Raw genomic sequence first — 20,619 nt, 5'->3', positions numbered from 1 at the left:
AGATCGTTTTTTTTGAGGTGTTTTAGCGGTATATGAAATTATATCGGCGATTTTTTGAATATATCGGCGCAACTCGAATTATATCAGCGATTTTCTAGATATATCGACTTACCGACAAAAACCGACAATACTAACCTACCTCCCTACTATACAAAGTAAAAATAAAACTATTAACAAATACATTTCTAAACTGTTATACTATAAATAGAAGTATAAACTAACTAAGTTTTGCATAAAATGAAGTAAACGAGGTGCTTCCAACACCCCGTCACTGCAACTAATTACCGTAAGGTGGAAGGTTGCAACTAAAGCTTATTTGAGCTTAGAAGACTTCCCACGCTTCGCAGGCAGACGGGTAGTCTTCTTTTTACGCTTTTTTGCCGTTAATTTCTTAAATCCCAAAACTATACCTTCTCTAGCTATAGTTTTGGGATTTCCAACAAAATTTGCAAAAGAAATTCCATACGATTACACCTCCTTTCTTCACCAAATGAAGAAAGGGCATAACCTTCCACCCGCAATATTTAATTGCTGTTTTATTTTACCATTTTCATATGTATTACAGATAAAAAAATACAAATTTAACAATCCACTTATAAAGTGAAACTTTAATCAGTGGAGATTTTGTTCATCCTGCACTGATTATTAGCCCTCACCAATCGGGCTGCCCGACAAATAGCGGGATAAAAATAACCTTTCATAACTCACTATGAAAGGTCACTCCATATTTCAGCTATTTCCCTACTAACACAAACACATTCTCATCAGGTGCTTCCATTACGGCAACATGTCCTGATTCTGTTGGAAATGGTTCGCGAATCCACTTTACATCTTTATTATCTTTTAAACTCTCATACGTTTGTTGTACATCTTCTACTAATACTTCGACTTCCATAAAATTAATATCCGGATGATTGCTTATTACTAACTCCGAACTTTTTTCATCTGGAAACTTCAATCCTATTAACGTCCAAATAGCTCCTTCTTCTAGTTCTCTTTCTATCATCCAGTTTTGCTTCATTCCCATTTCTTTATAGAAAGAAACTGATCTTTCTATATCTTTCGTATGTATAGATACACATTCTAGTTTTTTGAACATTTTCCTATTTCCCCTTTTATGAAAAAGCGAACCATCTCCCAATGATTCGCTCTTACCCTATTATTTTTTCTTCACCGGTATCCAAAGCTCTACTTGTGCAAACTCACTCTTATCTTCGTGGCAACGCTCATCGTACAGTTCAAACTCTGTAACTCCGCAATGTTCATACCCTGAATGCGGAAACCATTCTGAGAATACTGCATTCCAAGTTTGGTGAATAGACGATACCATTTCTTTATGAGGAACTTTCGGCGTTGTAAATACTGCATATGTTGCTGCAGGGAAAGTACGCTTTGCAATTTCATTTGGTACATTTTCAAAGTCTGTAACTTCCATTCCAATAATATAAGTGAAGTCCCCTGTTTCTAAATTAAAATCAGTACATAATCCAAGCTCTACCCATTGGCTCGTATCTTTACGATTCGGAATCGTTGTTCCAAGATCTTTTTGTAAATATTCTTGCCAAAATGCTGGGATGTCTTGATGGTTTTTCCCTTCTTTACTTGTCGTCTTCAGTTCATAACCTGCCATTAAAAATTCTGGTTTATTTACAATACGATATTCCATTTGTATGCCTCCTAAATACGGATTTAATTTTCTTTGCTTTACATTCACGCTGTAATACATCGGTGTTTCAATTTCTTGTTTTCGATATTCACTCGGTGTCATTTGAAATAATTTCTTAAAGGCTCTCGTGAACGTTTCGTGAGATTGAAAGCCATGCTCAAATGCGATATCAATAACTTTTTCATCCGTATGAGAAAGTTGATAAGCTGCCCGGGCTAACCTCCGCTTTCGAACATACTCCATTACTGTATCACCTACTAATGCCTGAAATACACGATGAAAATGCGACTCAGAAAAACCTGCAATACGTGCTAAATTACGCAGCGTCTGTTTTTCCATTACATCTTCCTCAATATAATCAATTGACCTTTGAATTTGTGTTTCATAGCTTTCCATCTCTGTTCACCCGCCTTATATGTATTATGATAAAAGAGAATCCTATCCAATTCTTGACGTTTTTTACTATAATTCCATAAAAAATTGTAACTTTTTTATATGTATTTCGTTGTTATGTATGAAGGGAGGGAAATGTAGTGAAACGCAAACAATCATTAGAAGACATTTACTCCGAGCATATGCAAGATTTATTTCGCTATCTTCTCTCCCTAACCGGAGATTCCCACTATGCAGAAGATCTCATGCAAGAAACCTTTTACCGAATGCTCGTCCATATTGACTATTATAAAGGAGAAGAAATTAGGCCGTGGTTATTTACAATTGCCTACAATGCCTTTATCGATTGGTATCGTAAAGAAAAGAAATATAAAACAACAGAAGTTGCAGAATTCCATTTACCAAACGTTCCAAGTACAGAACATGCATATTTCGTAAAATTTGAGATTGCTAGTTGGTTAGAAAGTTTATCCATTCTTCCGCTCGAAAGACGAAATGCCCTGCTACTACGAGATTACTATGGATTCTCCTATAAGGAAATAGCAGAAATGACTGGTCTCTCATTAGCGAAAGTGAAAATTGAATTACACAGGGGACGAAAAGAAATAAAAAGCATAAAGGAGTGATACAGATGGGCTGTGCAGAATTTAAAAAACTATGGAAGAAGTATGAAAATGGAACGCTCACGCATGATGAACAAGAACTGTTAGAAAGTCATATTGAGTCATGTGAAGAGTGTGAAGCTTACTTAGATGAGCTGTTAACAAAAACAGAACCAATTAAGAAAAAGTTACCTCCAAAAGATATTAAAATTCCTTTTTGGAGAATTAAGTGGAAACATCGTTTACAAACGTTTGGTTTTATATTATCAATTTGCATCGTTATCTATATAATCGGCGGGGTATTATCAGCCTTTTATTTTCAATCTAATAATGATAAAAGGCTAAAAGAAATTAGAGAGGTTCCTTCGCTTGCACTTGAAGCAACTATCCCAAATAGCCGCGTTATGGGAGGCGGAACAAGTGTAGAAGCTTTTTTCCGTACGAATAGCCAATTTGATTTAGTAAGAACCATCGGTAAAAAAGAAATGCCCCTCGGTACAATAGAAACAAAAAGCTTCTTATCATCTGTAGATATCACGAAGCAAACTTGGATGAATCCGTTCTATCAACCAAAACTCTTCTTTGTTCATCCAAAAACAGAGCAGGGTGATTATTTAAAGGATTCATCAAAAAAAGTATGGGATACACTTGCAAAAGTACATGATGGAACCGTTGCAGAAGTAGCAATTTCTTTTGATAAAGCTTACACTTTAAAAGAATTAGAACCGCTTTTATATAGCATATTCGAGGCACAAGAACTCCCTCCAACTCCTGTATGGTACGCTTTAGATACAGGACAAGAAAGAAAAAATGTAGATGACTATATCCTACATGGCGGAGAAGCTATAGGGTTTCCAGAACATGTAAGATTCCTCGATAATGAAACTGACGGGCAGAAAACGCAAGAAGACAAAGTAACCGAAATGATGCGCGTCCTTTCTATCCATAAAAAAACGGTAAGCAAAATAGCAGCGCTTTCTGAGAAAGAACTAAACTTAGATAAACGTTATCAATATGTAAAGGATAACGGTGTAAAAGTATACGGAATTGTTATTACTGGCCCATCGAAAGAGTTATTAAAATTACAAAACTCCCCGCACGTACGTTATGCGACTCTTGGAGATATTGAGATTTGGAATTGGTTTGATCATTAATAAAAAAGAAGTAGCGCTCTAAAAACGATGCGCTACTTCTTTTTTAATTCGAAATCACTTTCACATACATCCCTCTCACCGCTTTTTCATAAGCAATATCACTCATCTGTCTTATGTTTTCTGACACAACAGACGACTGAACGATTTTCCCTTCACGAAGTAACGGCGGATCAATAAGACGCACTTTATTTTTCTGATGTAAATCATAATCGTTTCTATCTTCTTTTACCTTTACATTTCGATGAACTTTGCTTAATAAAGCTTCTACTTCGGGGTCATTACATTGCTGCAATTTCGAAATAAGCTCCTCATCTTCAAGAAGAAAATCATCTGCATGAATAATCCTTTTATGAAGAGCTACCTTTAACGTTTTCGCTAACATATCATTTCCGTAAATATTCATTGGTTCCATAAAGAAATCGATTACTTCCTTGTAATACGTTTCTGTAAACCATTCCGCTATTTCGATATTTTGCAGAACCATTTTCCCCTTTACTTCGATGACATCCTCTAAAAAACTGTGAACTTCTTCTAAAGAAATATACCCATATGTATACATATCTCGTAATGTATAATCCACTCTGTCTGCGCATAATTCTGGTGCTGACCTTTCGAGTAACGTCCATTTCGAATCATCTAACAAAATATCTTCATAGTTATAACCATACTTCGCAAGAATCGCTGGAATTTCTGAGTTTTTCACAACAGAACTAAATATCTCTTCATGATAACTTTCATCTTCATTATGAAAAACGTAATCAATCACGTGGGAAAAAGCAGTATGCGATACGTCATGCAGTAAACTAGCGATCTGTTCTTCTACTGAACCACCTAGTTTTTTCACTAACAACATAACACCAACTGAATGATCAAAGCGCGTTACATTCCATTTCTCGTTCATTAAGTAACTTGCGCCTGCTTGATGAATTCCCTTTAGTCTTTGCATAGATTTACTTGAAATTAATTCTTCTACTACTTGATCCACTTCAAATTCTCCGTATAGTACATCTGATATGATCACTTACAATCCCCCTTTATTTTGATCGAGTCTTATAATCTTATCTCTTTTATGAAATTAGCACCAACATAAATATTTATTGTTATTTGTTTTTATTAAAAAAAATAGAGAGCCATCAGCTCTCTATTTCATAACCCCTATTCAAATGTAACTTCTACCTGCACAATCTCCGACCTACTTCCAAGTCTAAGCGGTGGTCCCCAAAATCCAAATCCAGAAGAAACAATTGCGTGGAACGCGCCTTTTTGTGCGTATCCCCAGTCTAGCTCGTACATTCTTCTCGTTACAATATGATTGGGCGCCATTTGTCCGCGGTGTGTATGACCGGATAATAATAAATCTACACCTGCCGCTGCTGCTTGTTTCAACTCAAATGGCTGGTGATCCATTGCGATAACAGGCATCGATTTATCTACCGTACTCATTAATTGTTCAAAGCTTTGACGATCTCGCTCTGTTTTATCTCTTCTTCCAACGAGATAAAAGTCATCTTCAATTGTAATTACTTCATCTAAAAGAATACGAATATCAATCTTATCCATCTCTTGTAAAAACTCTGGAACCGCTCTACCGTAGTATTCATGGTTCCCTAAAACACCATATACGCCTAATGGTGCTTTCATTTGTTTCATGATTGGTCCCATATTCTTTTGAATGAACACACCTGGATGATCATCGATAATATCACCTGGCAGTAAAATAATATCAGGTTCCATCTCATTTACATGACGAACAAGTCTTTTTAAATGCGAAACGCCAGACAGTTTACCGAAATGCATATCAGAAGCCATCGCAATGCGTAAACTTTTACGCCCCTCTACCTTTTTCGGTATGTGCACCTCGTACTTTCTTACTACCGGACTATACGCATTAAATACTCCATACGCAAAGATAAAGATAAATGCAGCTATCACAGCCGCCCCTGTCCAAATAATTGCCGCTTCTTTCTCTACTGAAAACTGTAAAAGAAAGACCATAATATTAGCTAATGGCAACAACATAAGCGCATATTGTATAACTGCAAACCAAATCGAACCTATCGTTCGCAGAAATGGCAAAAACTTAAACACTTGCACGAGAATGTACGCATATGAAATAAATGCAACTATGAAAGCATAATATCCCCAAGATTCCCAGCCAAATACCGCATGAAGCCAAACCCATCCGTTCCAGCCAATGTAAAACATAAGTAGTGTGTATATAATTAACATGGTAAATATATTGAGATAACGAAGATTCTTCACAGCCAGCCTCCTTATTGATTTCTTTTATTATAACTTGTTATGCACTTATAACGTAAATATTAAGCACTTCGCTCATCATAGTAAAAACCTATAGTTGTTAGACTTGTATCTAACAACTATAGGCACCATTTATATCAACATTGTTTTTACAAATGCTCTTTATAAAAACTTGTTAATTTTTCAACTGCAATTCCTACTGGTTCTGGTTGATCGTATAAATCGTAATGACTCACACCTTCCACAACAAGTAAATCTTTTTTCTCTGAAGCTGCTTTCTCATAAAGCTCATGACCATCTTTATAAGAACCAAATGCACCTTGCTTACTGCCGACAATAATTTGCAGCGGCTGCGTTAATAACGTATCTGCTAAATGGAACGCATCAAAACCGATTACGGATCCCATACTCGTAAAGTTTAACTTATTTGGCGAGTTCACACTTTGACCTCGCGGCGTTGTGTAATACTCAACTGCTTCTACAATATCTATATCCGTCATACCCGCTGCTACTAACTCTTCCTGATTTTTAGGAATCCAATTTGCAATCATTTCCTCTGCTCCGCGTGCTTCAGCAGTACGTTGTTTACCAATTGCCTCTAACACACCAATCGGGTTAGACTCACGATTTAAACGACCGATATTTGCACCAACAACTGTACCAACCGCTTTAATGCGGCGCTCTGTCATCGCAGCATTTACCGCATAACCACCGCCTGCACAAACACCTAACACACCGATACGTTCTTCATCTATATAAGGAAGAGTAGTTAAATAATCTACTGCTGAGCGAATATCCTCAACTCGCACAGCTGGCTCTTCAATATATCTCGGTGTACCTTCACTTTCACCTTGATATGACGCATCAAACGCAAGCGTGACATATCCTTGTTCCGCTAACTTCTCGGCATACAATCCTGCTGTTTGATCTTTACAGCTACTACCTGGATGCACACAAACAATCGCTGGATTTTGTTTCTTTTCCTCAGCACCTTCAGGAATGTTCAAAACACCTGCAACTTGTAAACCTCTTGTATAAAATCTTATATTTTCCTTCGTAACTGCCATATATAAAACCACCCTTATCTTATTATTAATTTTACACTTGTGAGAGTTATTACTCATGTGTATATTTATAATAAAATGAGTAGAACCTTGTTTCAATGACCACATTTACGCATTTGGGTGATAATACACACATAAAGAAATATGTGTATCAACAACGGAGGAACACGATATGGAGAAAATCGATAGAAGAATTATAAAATCACAAAACGCCATTCAATCGGCATTTATAGAAATGTTAATTACAGATGGATTTGATGAAATTACAGTTAAAAACATTACCGAAAAAGCAAACATCGGAAGAAAAACGTTTTACTTACACTATCTAGATAAGTACAATTTATTAGATAAAATTGTGGACGATCATTTAGACCAATTAAAAGAAATATGCTACGAGAAGCAAAACAAAGAATTTATAGAAGGAACAATCATATGGTTTGAATACTTCAAAGAACACAAACCATTTTTTGCGGCACTATTTAGAAGTAACAGCACCTTATCATTTCAAAAAAAATTACTAACTTTCATCATGGGTGAAATAGAGAAAAAATTAAATACAGACACATCAGTAAATAAAAACATCGATAAACATATCGTCTTAAAATTTTTAGGAACAGCTGTAATGGGCATTTTAGAGTCTTACGTGTTGGATGAAATTGATAGTGATGTTGCGTTTGTTGCGACGCAAGTTGGAGAATTGATTAGGAGGAATATATAAAATGAAACTTTAATCAGTGGGGATTTATTCATCCCCCACCTAACTTCTTTGCTTTCGCTGCATTTTGAGGTGGGGGTCTTACTGCCCAGCAAATAGCGGGATAAAATAAAACCGCATCAATTTCCTTAATAAGGATTGATAAAATGCTATTATCGTTATCCTTCAAAACTCATCTATGCAATTATGCATAACCATCCATTCTGTTTTATTTTCATGTTACGATATAAATGCAATACGACATATATCGACAAAGATAAAAGGAAGTGATTGTATGAAACGTTCTAAAACATACTTAAAATATTTAGCATTATCCGCTGTTTTTGCTAGTAGTGCTATAACTCTTTCAACACCTGCTGCTTACGCTCAAACAACATCACAAGTTGTAACAGATATCGGGCAAAATGCAAAAACACATACGAGCTATAATACATTTAATAATGATCAAGCTGATAATATGACAATGTCTTTAAAGGTAACTTTTATCGATGACCCTAGCGCTGATAAACAGATTGCCGTTATTAATACAACTGGTAGTTTTCTAAAAGCAAATCCTACTATAAGTGATGCACCTATTGATAACTACCCAATCCCTGGCGCTAGTGCAACATTACGTTATCCTTCACAATATGATGTTGCATTTAACCTTCAAGATAACAGCGCTCGTTTCTTTAACGTAGCACCTACAAATGCTGTAGAAGAAACGACTGTAACATCTAGCGTATCTTATCAACTTGGTGGCTCTGTTAAAGCTTCTGTAACGCCTAATGGCCCTAGCGGTGAAGCTGGTGCAACTGGTCAAGTAACTTGGTCGGACTCTGTAAGCTATAAACAAACTAGTTATAAAACAAATTTAATTGACCAAACAAACAAAAACGTAAAATGGAACGTATTCTTTAACGGATATAACAATCAAAACTGGGGTATTTACACACGTGATTCCTACCATTCTTTATACGGAAACCAACTGTTTATGTACTCTCGCACATACCTATATGAATCTGATGCAAAAGGTAATTTAATACCGATGGATCAACTTCCAGCGCTAACAAATAGTGGTTTCTCTCCTGGTATGATTGCTGTTGTTATCTCTGAAAAAAATACAGATCAATCTAACTTACAGGTCGCTTATACAAAACACGCCGACGACTACCAACTTCGTCCAGGCTACACATTCGGAACTGCAAACTGGGTTGGAAACAACGTAAAAGACGTTGATCAAAAAACATTTAATAAATTGTTCACACTAGATTGGAAGAATAAGAAATTAGTAGAGAAAAAATAAAGTGAAAAAACGAAGGGACTATTTAGACTCTTCGTTTTTTACTTACTCATAATAAGATCCTGCAAGTAATACCGTCGCTATGAAATTCCATGATATATTTTTAGGCATCTCTTCACCTTTATTTTGAAAAGCATCCATTAAAATATCAATGCTTTCATCACTTATAATCAATTTATCCCCTTTTATTTCCTCTTTATAAAAAGACATATTTTCTCTCCTTTACTCTCTTATACATATCCCTTGAAGACTCTCTTTTTCTTTCTATCACACTAAAACACGCACCACTTCTTCTAATAATAAACCCAACCATTCATCCAATTTGTTTCAAAACACTCTAATACATTCAGCCTTCTTTCCATAGTACTATTTCAAGATCATACTCATTCTTTAGAAAAGTAAAGCCACTTCTCATAGATGCATCTACTACAATAAGGCTAGAATAAATTAATGATCTTTGAGCATCATCATATCCAATGAAATGTAATACTTCTTTTGTATATAACATGAAATCTTCTAATTCTAATTGCACACCAAAGTCCCAATTTTCATGTGCATACCATAGAATAATCTTCTTAGACAATAAACTAGTTAATTCACGTTCAAATTCTTTTATTTCATTGATAACTTGTTCAGCATTTAATTCACTCATAACTTTGATAGGATTCGGTGTTTCATCAATTAAAAAGTTTACTAATGAAGCAATTTTCTTCCCGCTAATAATCTCAAATTCTTTTATAGACGGACATAACATTAAAAACTTTTCTCTAGTAGCCTTTTCCTCAACCTTTTCTCTTAACATTGCAATTTTCTTTAAACGTTCATTCACATTTATCACCTCATACATTCAGTAAATTAACATAATAAAGCGTATCATCCGTTTGAAAATACATAACCGATCCACAGCTATAATAATTAACAAATTGAATCGGCTCTCCAAAATGTTCATAGTACTTTTTCTGAATGTCACTTAATTTATTTTTTCGAAAAAAATTCATTTATGCTCTACAACCCTCTTTCTACTATACAACCTTGTTATTAAAGATAGATTTCTTCTTTCCAACTACTGGATTTAGATTGAACTACTATTAGATTTTCACTTTCCCATTTTAATGTCCCTAAGAATCTAGAATATACCATTTCATTCCCTACCTCTTCCACCAATAGTTGATCTCGAATCTTTAATCCCTTTTCATCATACACTTCACATCGTAGTTGGAAACCTTTAACACGATGAATTCCTTTTAATATCGCTATCCTCTTACGGCTTGGGCTTTTCTTAGGTGTCTTCCCAACTAAAAATATTCCTTCATAGTTTTGCTTCACAATTTCATCTAAAGATTCCTCTATATACCCTTTAACAACAGATGATGAAAGAGTAGAGTTTTCTTCAAGTCCAGGGACAACATATTGGCGTACTAATTTGCAAAACTCTTTGTATTTCTCTTCAACTGAATTTAATGCTAAAAAGTCCATAAAATCATATGGAACATATATACGAATTTCACCCAAAGCTCTATTCACTTCATATGAAATATCAGTGTTTTCGTTAGCTAAACAAAAGACAGTTACTTTTCCAATCTCTCTTAATCCCATCTCAAACTCGCTAACTTTCTTTGAGAAAATTAGCTCAAAAATTCTAATTTCATGTACAAGCAAATAATGTTTTTTAGGACGTTTTTTTCCAATCGTAAAACTTTACTTCAAGCAATATAATTCACTCCTTTAAATTTATCACCATGCATCGAGGACCTATGATACCTTTTATTAATTTATTAAACTGTACTCCTTTTTCATTCTACCTTATCTATATTTTTCATATGCTCTACTCACAATGCATGCGGTGACATAACAGCCATAAATACATCACTTCTCTCACCTGGTGCCATATACACTCCTTCTGCATCTAAATATTCAATGGAAAAGGCTGCTAGCTCATACGCCATTTCTTGATCACATTCAAAAATTGAATTTATAAAAACTTCATTTCCTGTAATATTTTGTAGATCTTTCAAACAGTTAGACTTACTTCTTGCATAATCAGCCACATTCTCATTAGCCCAAGACCCTATAAAAACAACACTAAATTCAAGTAACACTTGACCATTTTTTTAAACTGTAATATACATCGATCTTGATCATACCAATACTCATCAAAGTTATAGATATTATAATCCGAAATGAATTTTTGCTGTTTACTTTCTAATTTGTCATAACACATAACAAGATAATTTTCGAATTGTTCATCCGTCATTGCCAATTATCACACGCTCCCTTCATTCAAGATCTCCACTACAAACAATATATCTTATATCTTACTCTCTCAAAACCTATATAAAGTGAAACTTTAATTAGTCCTTACTAATCGGGCTTTTACCGGTAGCCCCCCCGCCCACATATCATATACCTTTCTACCACTAAGATATCTTAATATATACAAAGAAAGAAGAACTTATATAAGCCCTTCTTTCCATAAATTGTTTCTTTACTCCATCTAATTTATTTTATCACGATAAATAAATTCACTATTACACAAATGCACCCCAACCGTCTGTATATCCACCAAACTCTTCACCCAGTTTATTCAATTCCTTTTGCATCTCTACAATATCCTCATAAATTAAGAACATTTCTTTAGAACAAGTACATGTCCAATCTTCAAATTCTTCATTATAATCTAATTCACAATTTAAGCCCAGCTCTTGTAGTCTGCCAATTATTTTTTCTCCATTACCTTGATCAGGAATTGCAATAAAGAAATCTACTATATGTTTTTTATTAAAATCTATACCTTGCTTGTATAACATATTTAATACTTGTCCATCTTCATCTTTTGGGAATTTCATTATAATCCCCTCCTAAATACCATTAAAACTCTTATTTTTATGCGAATAATGCCTCTTATCCATAAAGCTACCAAATTCTATCCCTTTACAGACACTAAAATTATCATCTACAACATTACTTTCTGCAAAAGAGAACTACTTTAATCTACACAATGTTTCTATAAAACTTATTGTAATTACATCCCCACAACTAAAAATATTTAGGACCTCTAAATATTACATAGCAGAAAAATCTTCAATTAGATCTTGCAGTAGCTTTAATTTTAATTCTTTTTTGTTCATATAATTCCTTCCGTTCTCTATTTTGATTTATCCCACGAGGATTAGATACATGTCCTATCCTATATATAAAGAAAAAAGAGCGTATATTCGCTCTTCCTTCATACACACATTTAACAAATGAATCTTTCTAACCACTAATTTTTCTGGTGATATATTAATAGCCTCTAAAAGCAAACTGAATATACATGTATGTACCAACACCATAAATAACAAAAGCAACTATAGTAATTAGCCAATTTTCACGAGTTTTTTGTACATACTTCGAGCATGCCCAAAAAAGAAGTAAAATAATTAATTGAATTGCAGTCACTTTTGAGACAGCAATTATAGTAGTTTCTGTAACAAATACTATCCACATTCCCATTAAAATACGTGTGACTTGAATAATTAACAAGATCCTATTATTGGTAATACTTTCTTTAATATCAAACAGATAATTTTCTTGAAAAAAAACGACCAATGTTAATATAAGACTTAAACTCAAAACTATAATAAACTCTAAAAATTCTAGAAACGCTATCCACATCAACAATTCCCTCTTTCTTTTCCTATAGCATAAGGTTCATTGTAAATTTTTAATGCAGCTATTCTATTTTCACTAGAAAGATTCGACAATCATTTTGCATCTACACCATACTAATATGTAACATTGTCATGTATCCTAAACTATCATTTAATAGCTTAGAAACTATCCTCTTGTATCTCCTTGCGCTAAAAAAATCATTTAATTACATCTTATTATTTTCATGTTGCACAAATATCAAAATTATTACTAGCAATTGTTAAAAGCGCACCATCATATTGGATAAATGCACACGCCGATGATGGAACTAATTCGATTTGTGGTACAACACATTCTCCCATTAAACACTTCATCAATTTACTTTGATTTATTTCCTCTAGTTTAATACCAACGCTATTTCCTAAACTGATAATAGCAAAAGTATTTTCTATACTTACACCATAAAAATACTTGATTATATATGATACTTCTGTCCTTGGTATAGAATCAAAAACAAAGAAAAGGTTCCTTCTTCCCGAATCAAAAACTGTGTAGGAAATGTTTTTAGACTCTATTTCTTCTTTCACATTTTTTTCCTCAGATTTATCTACATGTACAATAAACTGATTAATCCTCTCTTGAACAAGTAAACTTAAATTATCAACATTACGATTATCGTCATCAAATAAATCTATTTCATAAATATCAGTTACATTACTAACACGATATATATTTGCATCTTCAATACATTGAACCTTTTCGAATGTAAACTCCATAATACACCTTCTTTTCTCTCAAAGTTATATTTATTCCCATCCTATTCTTACTTAATAATATTAAGTTTATTATTCCTAATTGTTTTTATAAATCAATAATAATCTAATTCTCCTCACAGAGAATCCGCTTTTCACCTTATAATACGCTACTTGTAGAGTATGCATACCGTTCCCTTTTTCATATCTGTTTCGTATAACGGATTAATGTTGTCTCCATTAAAATCAAAATTCCGAATTATAGGCATTTAAATCCCTAGCTTCTTTAAAGTAATTTCTAAATTTATCATCAATATTTATATCGTTACTTAATAACAACATCAAACTGGAATCCCAACAAACAATTTCAAGTTTTGCTTGAGGGTGCTGAATATTTGGACTTGGTACCCAGAGCCCTTCGTTTCCATTTGCATAGGGCTCTACAAGCAAATTATGAATATCAATGTTTATAGACTTATCAAACGCAGATAGTACGCCCCAAATAAATTGAGGATTATATTTTTTTACGAGATTTGAAAGATCTTCACCTGCTATCCAAACTATTGGATACGACATTTTAGGATAATCTCGGATAAGTTTCTCTTCCTGATGTGCGACAATCTCCATGTCTGTTATAAGCCAATTAAACTCTTTTTCCCTACCTTGAAATGAGTCAAAAACGGAAGCTAAAACTGTATGTTTAGATCCATGTAAAATGAAGTTCATCCAATCCCTCCAATTAGTAACAATCGATAAGTTAGCCTTCTTGAACTTATTATGTGTAGCTAATTAAACAAATACCAATGAATACTGTTACTATACACAATATAATAGTTGTTGCAGTATCTAGCAAAATGCTTACGGCTAGGAAAATTATTAATTTAAGAGCAAAAGAAGACCCTTTTTCTTTCCATTGCCGATAGATTTGCATCATTGCATAAATTAATGGAATCATACCACCTATAATCAGAATAATCCCTATTATTTTCCCCATGTTTCCCCTCCTTTTAAATATTCGAATCAATATATATACTATATAATCATACACCCTCAAAATATATCCTTATATTTTTGAAGTTATTTTACACATACAAAACCCTCTAATCATAGCTACACTCGTATTAAGCGCATTGTTAAAAGTTATATAATCTTTCATTCTGTAATTAACGGAACTTTCCATCTGCTAAAAACGTTGCCATACAGCTTAACATCTTCTAAGGTATTAAATTTCCTAAGATATCAATTAGCTCTTCTAATGCTCTTCCCAAATCGTTTATATTGTCTCGTTCATCAAAACCTTTCTCCATTAATTCATCTGCTATAATATCTCTCAATTTATTTATTTTTTCAGTTTCTATCATACTTAAGTCTTCATAAACATTTAACCATAGTAAATGTTTATTTTGTGATTCTAATGTCTGTTTCAATAAAATGTGCATCTCTTTATTTAATTTAAACAACCTTATTTTTTCCTTTCCTTATGTATTTTGAACCTTTAGCAAAAGTTGTAATTACTTTACCTTTTTTATTTAAAACTACTACAGCCTGTTTACTAGTAGATTTAGTTCTACCGCCACTTTGTATAACTTTTTCGCCAGTTTTAACAGCATTTAAAATCACCTTAGATGATACTCCTACACCATCACGACTAATTGCCTATACCATTTCTTTTCTTTCATAAACTCACCTCGCTGAAATATTTTTCAACACAATAATGTTACATATCCAAATCTAAATAAAACAAAGAGTAAAGTAAATACAGTTTAAAAATACATACATCTATCATAAAAAAGAAAAGACGATTTCTTTTCTCATTAATGCTTGTAGTATCCCAACCCATTTAACGATTGATAAAATAAGACAAGGTCTTTTTTGGAATCATCGGTTAAACTTGCAATTTAGTTGAAGAAGGCACAAACTGATGATGCGGAAAAACGTAGTATATAGAAGACTATGTAAGGAGTTTGTCATATGATTGATAACAGAATTTCGAAAGATTATGACCATGAAATAGATGATTCTTTAAAAGAAATTACAGATACAACCATCTTACTTAATTTTCAAAAAGCGATTGTAAGTTTATATCCTCATCTAATACCAATTCATGCTTTTGCCTATGACGCATGGGATGATATTGTAATGCCATTGTTTTATGAAATGGTATATAAAACCTTTGCTTTTAAATACGGGATAGATATTAACTTTAAAGAAACTCATACCTATATGTTTTCGCTTAATAGTTATAAAGGGATACATCACATCGAGTGTGTTCCAAAGTGCACGACATTTAAGATTTATATTAACGAAGAATGGATTGAAATGGATAATAAAAGTTTGAAAGAAAATGTATTTGTATTTAAGTCATTTGGGGATGGATTGCATTTTCTAACTGGTGGAATTGAAATTGCAGATGCTTATCGTGTAGGATTTGACCTTGTTGAGGTTGATATTGTTTCTACCATAACAGGTCTTCCATCTAAAACAAGTATTTTTATTGATAAAGAGCATGTAGACTTTGTGTTTGTTGCAGAAACATATGATACAAATATCCAAAATTAAAAATTTTATGTAAGAAAGTAGGAAGAATATCTTCATTACTACTCATATCAAATAGTTGTTCAAACACGCTCCGCTATTATATATACAAACTTCCTACTACATTTCATATGAGAAAAAGTTATTACGATAAACAAAGAAAAGGTCTCCTAAAAGATATTTTAGGAGACCTTTTCTTATTAATAGATTTTGTGATTTAAGAGTAAACACTCTTAAATTACAAAATCCTCCGGAATAAACACTTTCACTTCTTTCGGCTGTACGTATACGAAATCACCCGCTTGAATGTTCAGCTGTTTGAACTGTTCTTTCGTAATTTCTGCTTCTAAATATTCATCTGTTCCGTCTCGTTTTAATTCTACATATACGACAGGTCCGACTGCGTGAGAATAAGATACTTTTGCCGGGATTGCATCTATGCTTTGTTTCGTACGAGAGATTGATAAATCATGCGGCCTTACGTAGGCTATTCCGTCTACGTTGGAAACGTGCTTATGCTCTGGTGCTTCTAGTTCGACCGATCCTACATTTAGCTTTCCTTTATGAACGCGGCCGTGAAATAAATTTACATTTCCTAAAAAATCGTAAACGAACGGGCTTGCTGGGTTTTCATATACTTCTTCCGGTGTTCCCATTTGTTCAATGCGACCTTCATTCATTACAACAATACGGTCTGCAACGTCTAACGCTTCTTCTTGGTCATGCGTTACGAATACGCTCGTAATTTGAAATTCGTCATGTAATTTTCGGAGCCATCTTCGTAATTCTTTTCTCACCTTTGCATCGAGTGCACCGAACGGTTCATCAAGTAATAAAATTTTCGGTTCGACTGCAAGTGCCCGGGCTAGTGCAATACGTTGACGTTGTCCACCAGATAATTGCGCTGGATAACGTTTAGCAAAGCCATCCATTTTTACGAGCTTTAATAATTCTGTTACCTTTTCTTCTATCGCTTCTGCTGACGGTCTTAAGCTTTTCTTTCTTACTTTTAAACCGAAAGCGACATTCTCAAATACATTCATATGTTTAAAGAGCGCATAGTGCTGAAAGACGAAACCGACTTGCCTGTTTTTCACGTGAATGTCTGTTAAATCTTCTCCATCAAATGAAATAGAACCTCCATCCGCTTCTTCTAATCCTGCAATAATGCGTAATAACGTCGTTTTCCCAGAACCTGACGGGCCTAATAAGGCAACAAGTTCACCTTTTGGAATATCCAAATGAATGTCTGTTAGTGCTTGAAATGTACCATATTGCTTTGATACACCTTGAATTTGAATACTCACCGTAATCCCCCTTATTGTCGTTTTTCCATTCGCCATTCAATCCAGTTTTTTATAACGAGTGTAAACACTGCAATTAATGACATTAACGTCGCTACTGCAAATGCTGCTGAAAATTGATATTCATTGTACAAAATTTCAATATGGAGCGGCATCGTGTTCGTAATGCCACGCACGTGACCTGATACGACAGAAACGGCTCCAAACTCACCGATAGCACGGGCATTACATAGAATCATGCCGTATAAAAGACCCCATTTTATATTTGGAAGCGTAACGCGCCAAAACATTTTCCAGCCACTTGCGCCAAGTGATAAAGCTGCCTCTTCTTCACTTTTCCCTTGCGCCTGCATAACCGGAATTAATTCACGTGCAACGAACGGGAAGGTTACAAAGATTGTTGCGATAATAATGCCTGGTACAGAGAAAATGAGTTTCACTCCATGTTCAAGTAACCATTCGCCAAGAGCACCCCTCGGTGTGAAAAGTAAGACGAATACTAATCCTGCGATAACTGGTGACACAGCAAACGGCAGTTCAATAAGAGAGAGTAATACTTGTTTTCCTTTAAACTGAAACTTTGTAATAAGCCACGCGGCCGCTACCCCAAATATCGTATTAAGCGGCACAACGATTAACGCAACGAGAAGCGTTAATCTAATTGCTGAAAATGCTTCTTGATCTGTAATAGCGGCAATGTATACATCCATCCCTCTTTCAAAGGCTTTTAGAAAAATAGTTATGAGTGGCAGTAATAGAAAGAGAGATAAAAATAAAACTGTAATCGTAATTAATACGCCTGGTACAAGCTTAGATTCTTTTTTAGCTGATACGCTTTTTACTATTTTCTTTTCTAATAATGTTGGTTCCATTTTCTCTCCTCCTATTCACTTTTTAGTTCATGCCTTCTACTCCAGCTTTGAATCATATTAATAAGAAGAAGGAAAAGGAGGGAAATAATAAGCATCACGGTCGCTACAGCTGTTGCCCCCGCGTAATCATATTGTTCTAGTTTCGTCATAATCATCAGTGGTGCAATTTCTGTTTTCATCGGCATATTACCTGCGATGAAAACGACAGATCCGTATTCTCCTAATGCTCTTGCAAATGCGAGTGAAAAACCGGCAAGAAGAGCGGGAAAGATTTCTGGTAAAATGATTTTCACAAATATTTGTAAGCGGGATGCACCTAAACTCGAAGCTGCCTCTTCTACTTCTTTATCAATATTTTGCAGCACTGGTTGCACCATTCGAACGACAAATGGTAAACCGATAAAAGTAAGCGCAACGATAATTCCGAGTGGTGTAAAAGCTACTTTTATATGAAACAGACTAAATATTTTCCCAATCCATCCATTTTCCGCATAAAGCGTTGTAAGTGTAATACCAGCTACAGCTGTCGGAAGTGCAAACGGTAAATCAATGAGTCCATCTAATAGTCTTTTTCCTGGAAATTTGTAGCGTACGAGCACCCATGCTATTAATAAACCGAAAATGGCATTTACAATAGCAGCTGCAAATGAAGTTGTAAAACTAACTTGATAGGAATGCAACACACGCTCGTTCGTTATAACCCCAGCGAACTTCTTCCAACCTAACTGTGAAGTTTGAATAAATACGATAGAAAGTGGTATAAGTACGAATAAACTCATGTACAACATTGTAAATCCAAGCGATAATCCAAACCCTGGTAAAACACGCTTCTTCCTCATCCTCTTTCACCTCATCCCCCTTTAGCAGTACGCATTATTTTTGATAAATTTTATCGAATACGCCGCCGTCATTAAAGTGTTTTTCTTGTGCTTTTTTCCAGCCACCAAATAGTTCATCTACTGTAAATAATTGAACTTTCGGAAATTGAGATGCATATTTTTCTGCTACTTTTTCATTACGTGGACGATAAAAGTTTTTTGCCGCAATTTCCTGTCCTTTTTCTGAGTACAAATATTCAAGATACCCTTCTGCTACTTTTTTCGTTCCTTTTTTATCAACGACTTTATCTACAACCGCTACTGGTGGTTCTGCAAGTACACTAATAGAAGGGGTTACAATTTCAAATTTATCTTTTCCAAGCTCTTTTTGGGATAATAACGCTTCATTTTCCCATGCGATTAATACGTCACCAATTCCTTTTTCAACAAATGTTGTCGTTGCTCCGCGCGCTCCTGAATCTAATACTTCTACGTTTTTATAAATTTGGCTAACAAACTCTTTCGCCTTATCTTCACTATTATTATATTTTTTCAGTGCGTATCCCCACGCCGCTAAATAGTTCCAACGTGCCCCGCCTGATGTTTTTGGGTTTGGTGTAATGACAGACACACCTTTTTTCGTTAAATCATCCCAGTCTTTAATACCTTTCGGGTTTCCTTTTCGAACAAGAAATACAATTGTTGACGTGTATGGAGTGGAATTATTCGCAAGTCGCTTCTGCCAATCTTCTGCTAATTGTTTTTTCTTACTAATCGCATCAATATCATAAGCAAGTGCTAGTGTAACAACGTCTGCTTCTAAGCCATCAATAACAGAGCGCGCTTGACTTCCAGATCCCCCGTGTGATTGTTTTACATTTACTGTTTGCCCGTGCTTCTCTTTCCAATACTTCGCAAAATCTTTATTGAAATCTTGATATAACTCCCTCGTTGGATCATAAGAAACATTTAAAAGCTCAACTGTTTTTTTATCTCCACTTCCTTCAGAATTACTAGTGGATGTTGCCGAACCACACCCTGATAAAAGTACAACTGCTGATAATAAAACACCTGTACTTTTCATAAACGCTGTCTTACCCCACTTTTTCATCGTTAAGCCCCCTTAGTTTATACAATAGAAAAAGGCACACAATATATTCACAAATGTGAACATTGTGCGCCTTCAGTTTATCTGATTAGCTTCTAATGTATTCTATTCGATTTCTTTTCATTTTAATTCTGTAATTCACATGTGTCAACTTGGAATTTGAATTTTCTTATTAAACTAAAATATTGGCATACGTTGAGCCCAATGATTTTTCAAATCAGCAAATTCTTTTGGTAACTTACTATTTTCATTCCATTCTAATTTATATGCATTTACTAACACCGTAGCCATTGATTCACAGTCCACTACTCCATTTTGATTAAAATTACCGTTCTTATCACTTTCAGAGTTCATCCATAATTTCACAAATAAGATATTGCACTCGCCGTAAGCGTTAATCCCTTCTGTTCTATGTATATCTCCTCCTTGTTGGTCATATGAAGCTTTAAATATATGACACCACAG

26 protein-coding genes and 1 pseudogene are annotated in these 20,619 nt (G+C 34.4%); 5 read left to right on the top strand and 22 right to left on the bottom strand.

Annotated features, from left to right (window positions below):
- Positions 1-733: 733 nt before the first annotated feature.
- Both QO049_RS14965 and QO049_RS14960 read right to left on the bottom strand, forming a co-directional pair.
- The gene (locus QO049_RS14965; RefSeq protein WP_000473642.1) at positions 734-1,099 is read right to left on the bottom strand and encodes a VOC family protein; all 366 of its coding nucleotides are present in this window, start codon (positions 1,097-1,099) and stop codon (positions 734-736) included.
- Between the two features lie 60 nt (positions 1,100-1,159).
- Positions 1,160-2,062 (bottom strand): AraC family transcriptional regulator, encoded by a 903-nt coding sequence (locus tag QO049_RS14960; protein WP_000446844.1) that lies wholly within the window; start codon positions 2,060-2,062, stop codon positions 1,160-1,162.
- Between the two features lie 137 nt (positions 2,063-2,199).
- Here QO049_RS14960 and QO049_RS14955 point away from each other — a divergent pair, with 137 nt between their 5' ends.
- Together QO049_RS14955 and QO049_RS14950 are read left to right on the top strand one after the other, a co-directional pair.
- Positions 2,200-2,685, top strand: a complete 486-nt coding sequence (locus QO049_RS14955) for an RNA polymerase sigma factor (RefSeq protein WP_000823979.1) — start codon at positions 2,200-2,202, stop codon at positions 2,683-2,685.
- Between the two features lie 5 nt (positions 2,686-2,690).
- Positions 2,691-3,815 carry an anti-sigma factor gene (locus tag QO049_RS14950; protein WP_098329715.1) on the top strand — a complete coding sequence of 375 codons (1,125 nt, stop codon included), beginning with the start codon at positions 2,691-2,693 and terminating at the stop codon, positions 3,813-3,815.
- A 43-nt stretch (positions 3,816-3,858) separates the two neighbouring features.
- Here the strand turns inward: QO049_RS14950 and QO049_RS14945 are convergent, their stop codons facing one another.
- The 3 genes from QO049_RS14945 to QO049_RS14935 all read right to left on the bottom strand — a co-directional run bounded on the left by QO049_RS14945 (position 3,859) and on the right by QO049_RS14935 (position 7,141).
- Positions 3,859-4,836: an HD domain-containing protein gene (locus tag QO049_RS14945; protein ID WP_098329714.1), complete on the bottom strand. Its 978-nt coding sequence runs from the start codon at positions 4,834-4,836 to the stop codon at positions 3,859-3,861.
- Positions 4,837-4,970: 134 nt separating this feature from the next.
- Entirely contained in the window at positions 4,971-6,077 is a 1,107-nt protein-coding gene (locus tag QO049_RS14940; protein WP_000793767.1) for a metallophosphoesterase, read from the bottom strand.
- A gap of 146 nt (positions 6,078-6,223) precedes the next feature.
- On the bottom strand, positions 6,224-7,141 hold the full coding sequence (locus tag QO049_RS14935) for an alpha/beta hydrolase (RefSeq protein ID WP_141539872.1): 918 nt from the start codon (positions 7,139-7,141) through the stop codon (positions 6,224-6,226).
- Positions 7,142-7,310: 169 nt separating this feature from the next.
- On the opposite strand from QO049_RS14935, the gene QO049_RS14930 reads away from it, so the two are divergent.
- Positions 7,311-7,856 (top strand): TetR/AcrR family transcriptional regulator, encoded by a 546-nt coding sequence (locus tag QO049_RS14930; RefSeq protein ID WP_000410998.1) that lies wholly within the window; start codon positions 7,311-7,313, stop codon positions 7,854-7,856.
- Positions 7,857-8,127: 271 nt separating this feature from the next.
- On the top strand, positions 8,128-9,138 hold the full coding sequence (gene cytK2 / locus QO049_RS14925; RefSeq protein WP_000830636.1) for a beta-channel forming cytolysin CytK2: 1,011 nt from the start codon (positions 8,128-8,130) through the stop codon (positions 9,136-9,138).
- Between the two features lie 42 nt (positions 9,139-9,180).
- Here cytK2 and QO049_RS14920 read toward each other — a convergent pair whose 3' ends face one another.
- The 12 genes and pseudogenes from QO049_RS14920 to QO049_RS14865 all read right to left on the bottom strand — a co-directional run bounded on the left by QO049_RS14920 (position 9,181) and on the right by QO049_RS14865 (position 15,137).
- Positions 9,181-9,345: a hypothetical protein gene (locus QO049_RS14920; protein WP_000011709.1), complete on the bottom strand. Its 165-nt coding sequence runs from the start codon at positions 9,343-9,345 to the stop codon at positions 9,181-9,183.
- A gap of 136 nt (positions 9,346-9,481) precedes the next feature.
- The gene (locus QO049_RS14915) at positions 9,482-9,964 is read right to left on the bottom strand and encodes a YxiF family protein (RefSeq protein ID WP_098280310.1); all 483 of its coding nucleotides are present in this window, start codon (positions 9,962-9,964) and stop codon (positions 9,482-9,484) included.
- A gap of 10 nt (positions 9,965-9,974) precedes the next feature.
- Positions 9,975-10,133, bottom strand: coding sequence for a hypothetical protein (locus tag QO049_RS14910; protein WP_001008989.1), 159 nt, complete (start codon positions 10,131-10,133; stop codon positions 9,975-9,977).
- Positions 10,134-10,173: 40 nt separating this feature from the next.
- Positions 10,174-10,731 carry a hypothetical protein gene (locus tag QO049_RS14905; RefSeq protein ID WP_098280316.1) on the bottom strand — a complete coding sequence of 186 codons (558 nt, stop codon included), beginning with the start codon at positions 10,729-10,731 and terminating at the stop codon, positions 10,174-10,176.
- Positions 10,732-10,964: 233 nt separating this feature from the next.
- Positions 10,965-11,395, bottom strand: a pseudogene (locus QO049_RS14900) (DUF6882 domain-containing protein).
- A 268-nt stretch (positions 11,396-11,663) separates the two neighbouring features.
- Positions 11,664-11,981 carry a ribonuclease E inhibitor RraB gene (locus QO049_RS14895; RefSeq protein ID WP_000671650.1) on the bottom strand — a complete coding sequence of 106 codons (318 nt, stop codon included), beginning with the start codon at positions 11,979-11,981 and terminating at the stop codon, positions 11,664-11,666.
- Positions 11,982-12,417: 436 nt separating this feature from the next.
- Positions 12,418-12,789: a hypothetical protein gene (locus tag QO049_RS14890; RefSeq protein WP_044306664.1), complete on the bottom strand. Its 372-nt coding sequence runs from the start codon at positions 12,787-12,789 to the stop codon at positions 12,418-12,420.
- A 218-nt stretch (positions 12,790-13,007) separates the two neighbouring features.
- A complete protein-coding gene (locus tag QO049_RS14885; protein ID WP_000397228.1) occupies positions 13,008-13,541 on the bottom strand; it encodes a hypothetical protein in 534 nt (177 codons plus the stop codon).
- Between the two features lie 222 nt (positions 13,542-13,763).
- Complete coding sequence (locus QO049_RS14880) at positions 13,764-14,243, bottom strand: hypothetical protein (RefSeq protein ID WP_063246187.1); 480 nt, start codon at positions 14,241-14,243, stop codon at positions 13,764-13,766.
- 49 nt (positions 14,244-14,292) lie between these two features.
- On the bottom strand, positions 14,293-14,511 hold the full coding sequence (locus QO049_RS14875) for a hypothetical protein (protein WP_016109469.1): 219 nt from the start codon (positions 14,509-14,511) through the stop codon (positions 14,293-14,295).
- Between the two features lie 220 nt (positions 14,512-14,731).
- A complete protein-coding gene (locus QO049_RS14870) occupies positions 14,732-14,977 on the bottom strand; it encodes a hypothetical protein (protein ID WP_000475559.1) in 246 nt (81 codons plus the stop codon).
- Positions 14,970-15,137, bottom strand: a complete 168-nt coding sequence (locus QO049_RS14865; RefSeq protein WP_000602521.1) for a hypothetical protein — start codon at positions 15,135-15,137, stop codon at positions 14,970-14,972. Before QO049_RS14865 ends, QO049_RS14870 begins: the two co-directional genes overlap by 8 nt.
- Positions 15,138-15,488: 351 nt before the next feature.
- Here QO049_RS14865 and QO049_RS14860 point away from each other — a divergent pair, with 351 nt between their 5' ends.
- Positions 15,489-16,076, top strand: a complete 588-nt coding sequence (locus QO049_RS14860; protein ID WP_000566763.1) for a hypothetical protein — start codon at positions 15,489-15,491, stop codon at positions 16,074-16,076.
- A gap of 209 nt (positions 16,077-16,285) precedes the next feature.
- Here the strand turns inward: QO049_RS14860 and QO049_RS14855 are convergent, their stop codons facing one another.
- The 5 genes from QO049_RS14855 to QO049_RS30750 form a co-directional block, all read right to left on the bottom strand.
- Positions 16,286-17,359 carry a sulfate/molybdate ABC transporter ATP-binding protein gene (locus QO049_RS14855; RefSeq protein ID WP_098022987.1) on the bottom strand — a complete coding sequence of 358 codons (1,074 nt, stop codon included), beginning with the start codon at positions 17,357-17,359 and terminating at the stop codon, positions 16,286-16,288.
- Positions 17,360-17,370: 11 nt separating this feature from the next.
- Positions 17,371-18,228 (bottom strand): sulfate ABC transporter permease subunit CysW, encoded by an 858-nt coding sequence (gene cysW / locus QO049_RS14850; RefSeq protein ID WP_061655450.1) that lies wholly within the window; start codon positions 18,226-18,228, stop codon positions 17,371-17,373.
- Between the two features lie 11 nt (positions 18,229-18,239).
- Positions 18,240-19,067: a sulfate ABC transporter permease subunit CysT gene (gene cysT / locus QO049_RS14845; protein ID WP_001227879.1), complete on the bottom strand. Its 828-nt coding sequence runs from the start codon at positions 19,065-19,067 to the stop codon at positions 18,240-18,242.
- 34 nt (positions 19,068-19,101) lie between these two features.
- Complete coding sequence (locus tag QO049_RS14840; RefSeq protein ID WP_000758702.1) at positions 19,102-20,157, bottom strand: sulfate ABC transporter substrate-binding protein; 1,056 nt, start codon at positions 20,155-20,157, stop codon at positions 19,102-19,104.
- Between the two features lie 174 nt (positions 20,158-20,331).
- Positions 20,332-20,508, bottom strand: coding sequence for a hypothetical protein (locus tag QO049_RS30750; protein ID WP_001999272.1), 177 nt, complete (start codon positions 20,506-20,508; stop codon positions 20,332-20,334).
- Positions 20,509-20,619: the final 111 nt, after the last annotated feature.

Source organism: Bacillus sp. RB3, assembly GCF_030164735.1.
Lineage (GTDB): Bacteria > Bacillota > Bacilli > Bacillales > Bacillaceae_G > Bacillus_A > Bacillus_A cereus.
The sequence above is the reverse complement of the archived record's forward strand: the minus strand, read 5'-3'. Positions and strand labels throughout refer to the sequence as shown.

Excerpts from the sequence above, each read along its gene's own strand:
- QO049_RS14960 (WP_000446844.1), bottom strand. The coding sequence starts at position 2,062 with ATGGAAAGCTATGAAACACAAATTCAAAGGTCAATTGATTATATTGAG.
- QO049_RS30750 (WP_001999272.1), bottom strand. The coding sequence starts at position 20,508 with ATGAACTCTGAAAGTGATAAGAACGGTAATTTTAATCAAAATGGAGTA.
- QO049_RS14910 (WP_001008989.1), bottom strand. The coding sequence starts at position 10,133 with ATGAATTTTTTTCGAAAAAATAAATTAAGTGACATTCAGAAAAAGTAC.
- QO049_RS14905 (WP_098280316.1), bottom strand. The coding sequence starts at position 10,731 with ATGGGATTAAGAGAGATTGGAAAAGTAACTGTCTTTTGTTTAGCTAAC.
- QO049_RS14840 (WP_000758702.1), bottom strand. The coding sequence starts at position 20,157 with ATGAAAAAGTGGGGTAAGACAGCGTTTATGAAAAGTACAGGTGTTTTA.
- QO049_RS14930 (WP_000410998.1), top strand. The coding sequence starts at position 7,311 with ATGGAGAAAATCGATAGAAGAATTATAAAATCACAAAACGCCATTCAA.
- cytK2 (WP_000830636.1), top strand. The coding sequence starts at position 8,128 with ATGAAACGTTCTAAAACATACTTAAAATATTTAGCATTATCCGCTGTT.
- cysT (WP_001227879.1), bottom strand. The coding sequence starts at position 19,067 with ATGAGGAAGAAGCGTGTTTTACCAGGGTTTGGATTATCGCTTGGATTT.
- cysW (WP_061655450.1), bottom strand. The coding sequence starts at position 18,228 with ATGGAACCAACATTATTAGAAAAGAAAATAGTAAAAAGCGTATCAGCT.
- QO049_RS14880 (WP_063246187.1), bottom strand. The coding sequence starts at position 14,243 with ATGAACTTCATTTTACATGGATCTAAACATACAGTTTTAGCTTCCGTT.
- QO049_RS14895 (WP_000671650.1), bottom strand. The coding sequence starts at position 11,981 with ATGAAATTCCCAAAAGATGAAGATGGACAAGTATTAAATATGTTATAC.
- QO049_RS14860 (WP_000566763.1), top strand. The coding sequence starts at position 15,489 with ATGATTGATAACAGAATTTCGAAAGATTATGACCATGAAATAGATGAT.
- QO049_RS14920 (WP_000011709.1), bottom strand. The coding sequence starts at position 9,345 with ATGTCTTTTTATAAAGAGGAAATAAAAGGGGATAAATTGATTATAAGT.
- QO049_RS14965 (WP_000473642.1), bottom strand. The coding sequence starts at position 1,099 with ATGTTCAAAAAACTAGAATGTGTATCTATACATACGAAAGATATAGAA.
- QO049_RS14935 (WP_141539872.1), bottom strand. The coding sequence starts at position 7,141 with ATGGCAGTTACGAAGGAAAATATAAGATTTTATACAAGAGGTTTACAA.
- QO049_RS14890 (WP_044306664.1), bottom strand. The coding sequence starts at position 12,789 with ATGTGGATAGCGTTTCTAGAATTTTTAGAGTTTATTATAGTTTTGAGT.
- QO049_RS14950 (WP_098329715.1), top strand. The coding sequence starts at position 2,691 with ATGGGCTGTGCAGAATTTAAAAAACTATGGAAGAAGTATGAAAATGGA.
- QO049_RS14875 (WP_016109469.1), bottom strand. The coding sequence starts at position 14,511 with ATGGGGAAAATAATAGGGATTATTCTGATTATAGGTGGTATGATTCCA.
- QO049_RS14885 (WP_000397228.1), bottom strand. The coding sequence starts at position 13,541 with ATGGAGTTTACATTCGAAAAGGTTCAATGTATTGAAGATGCAAATATA.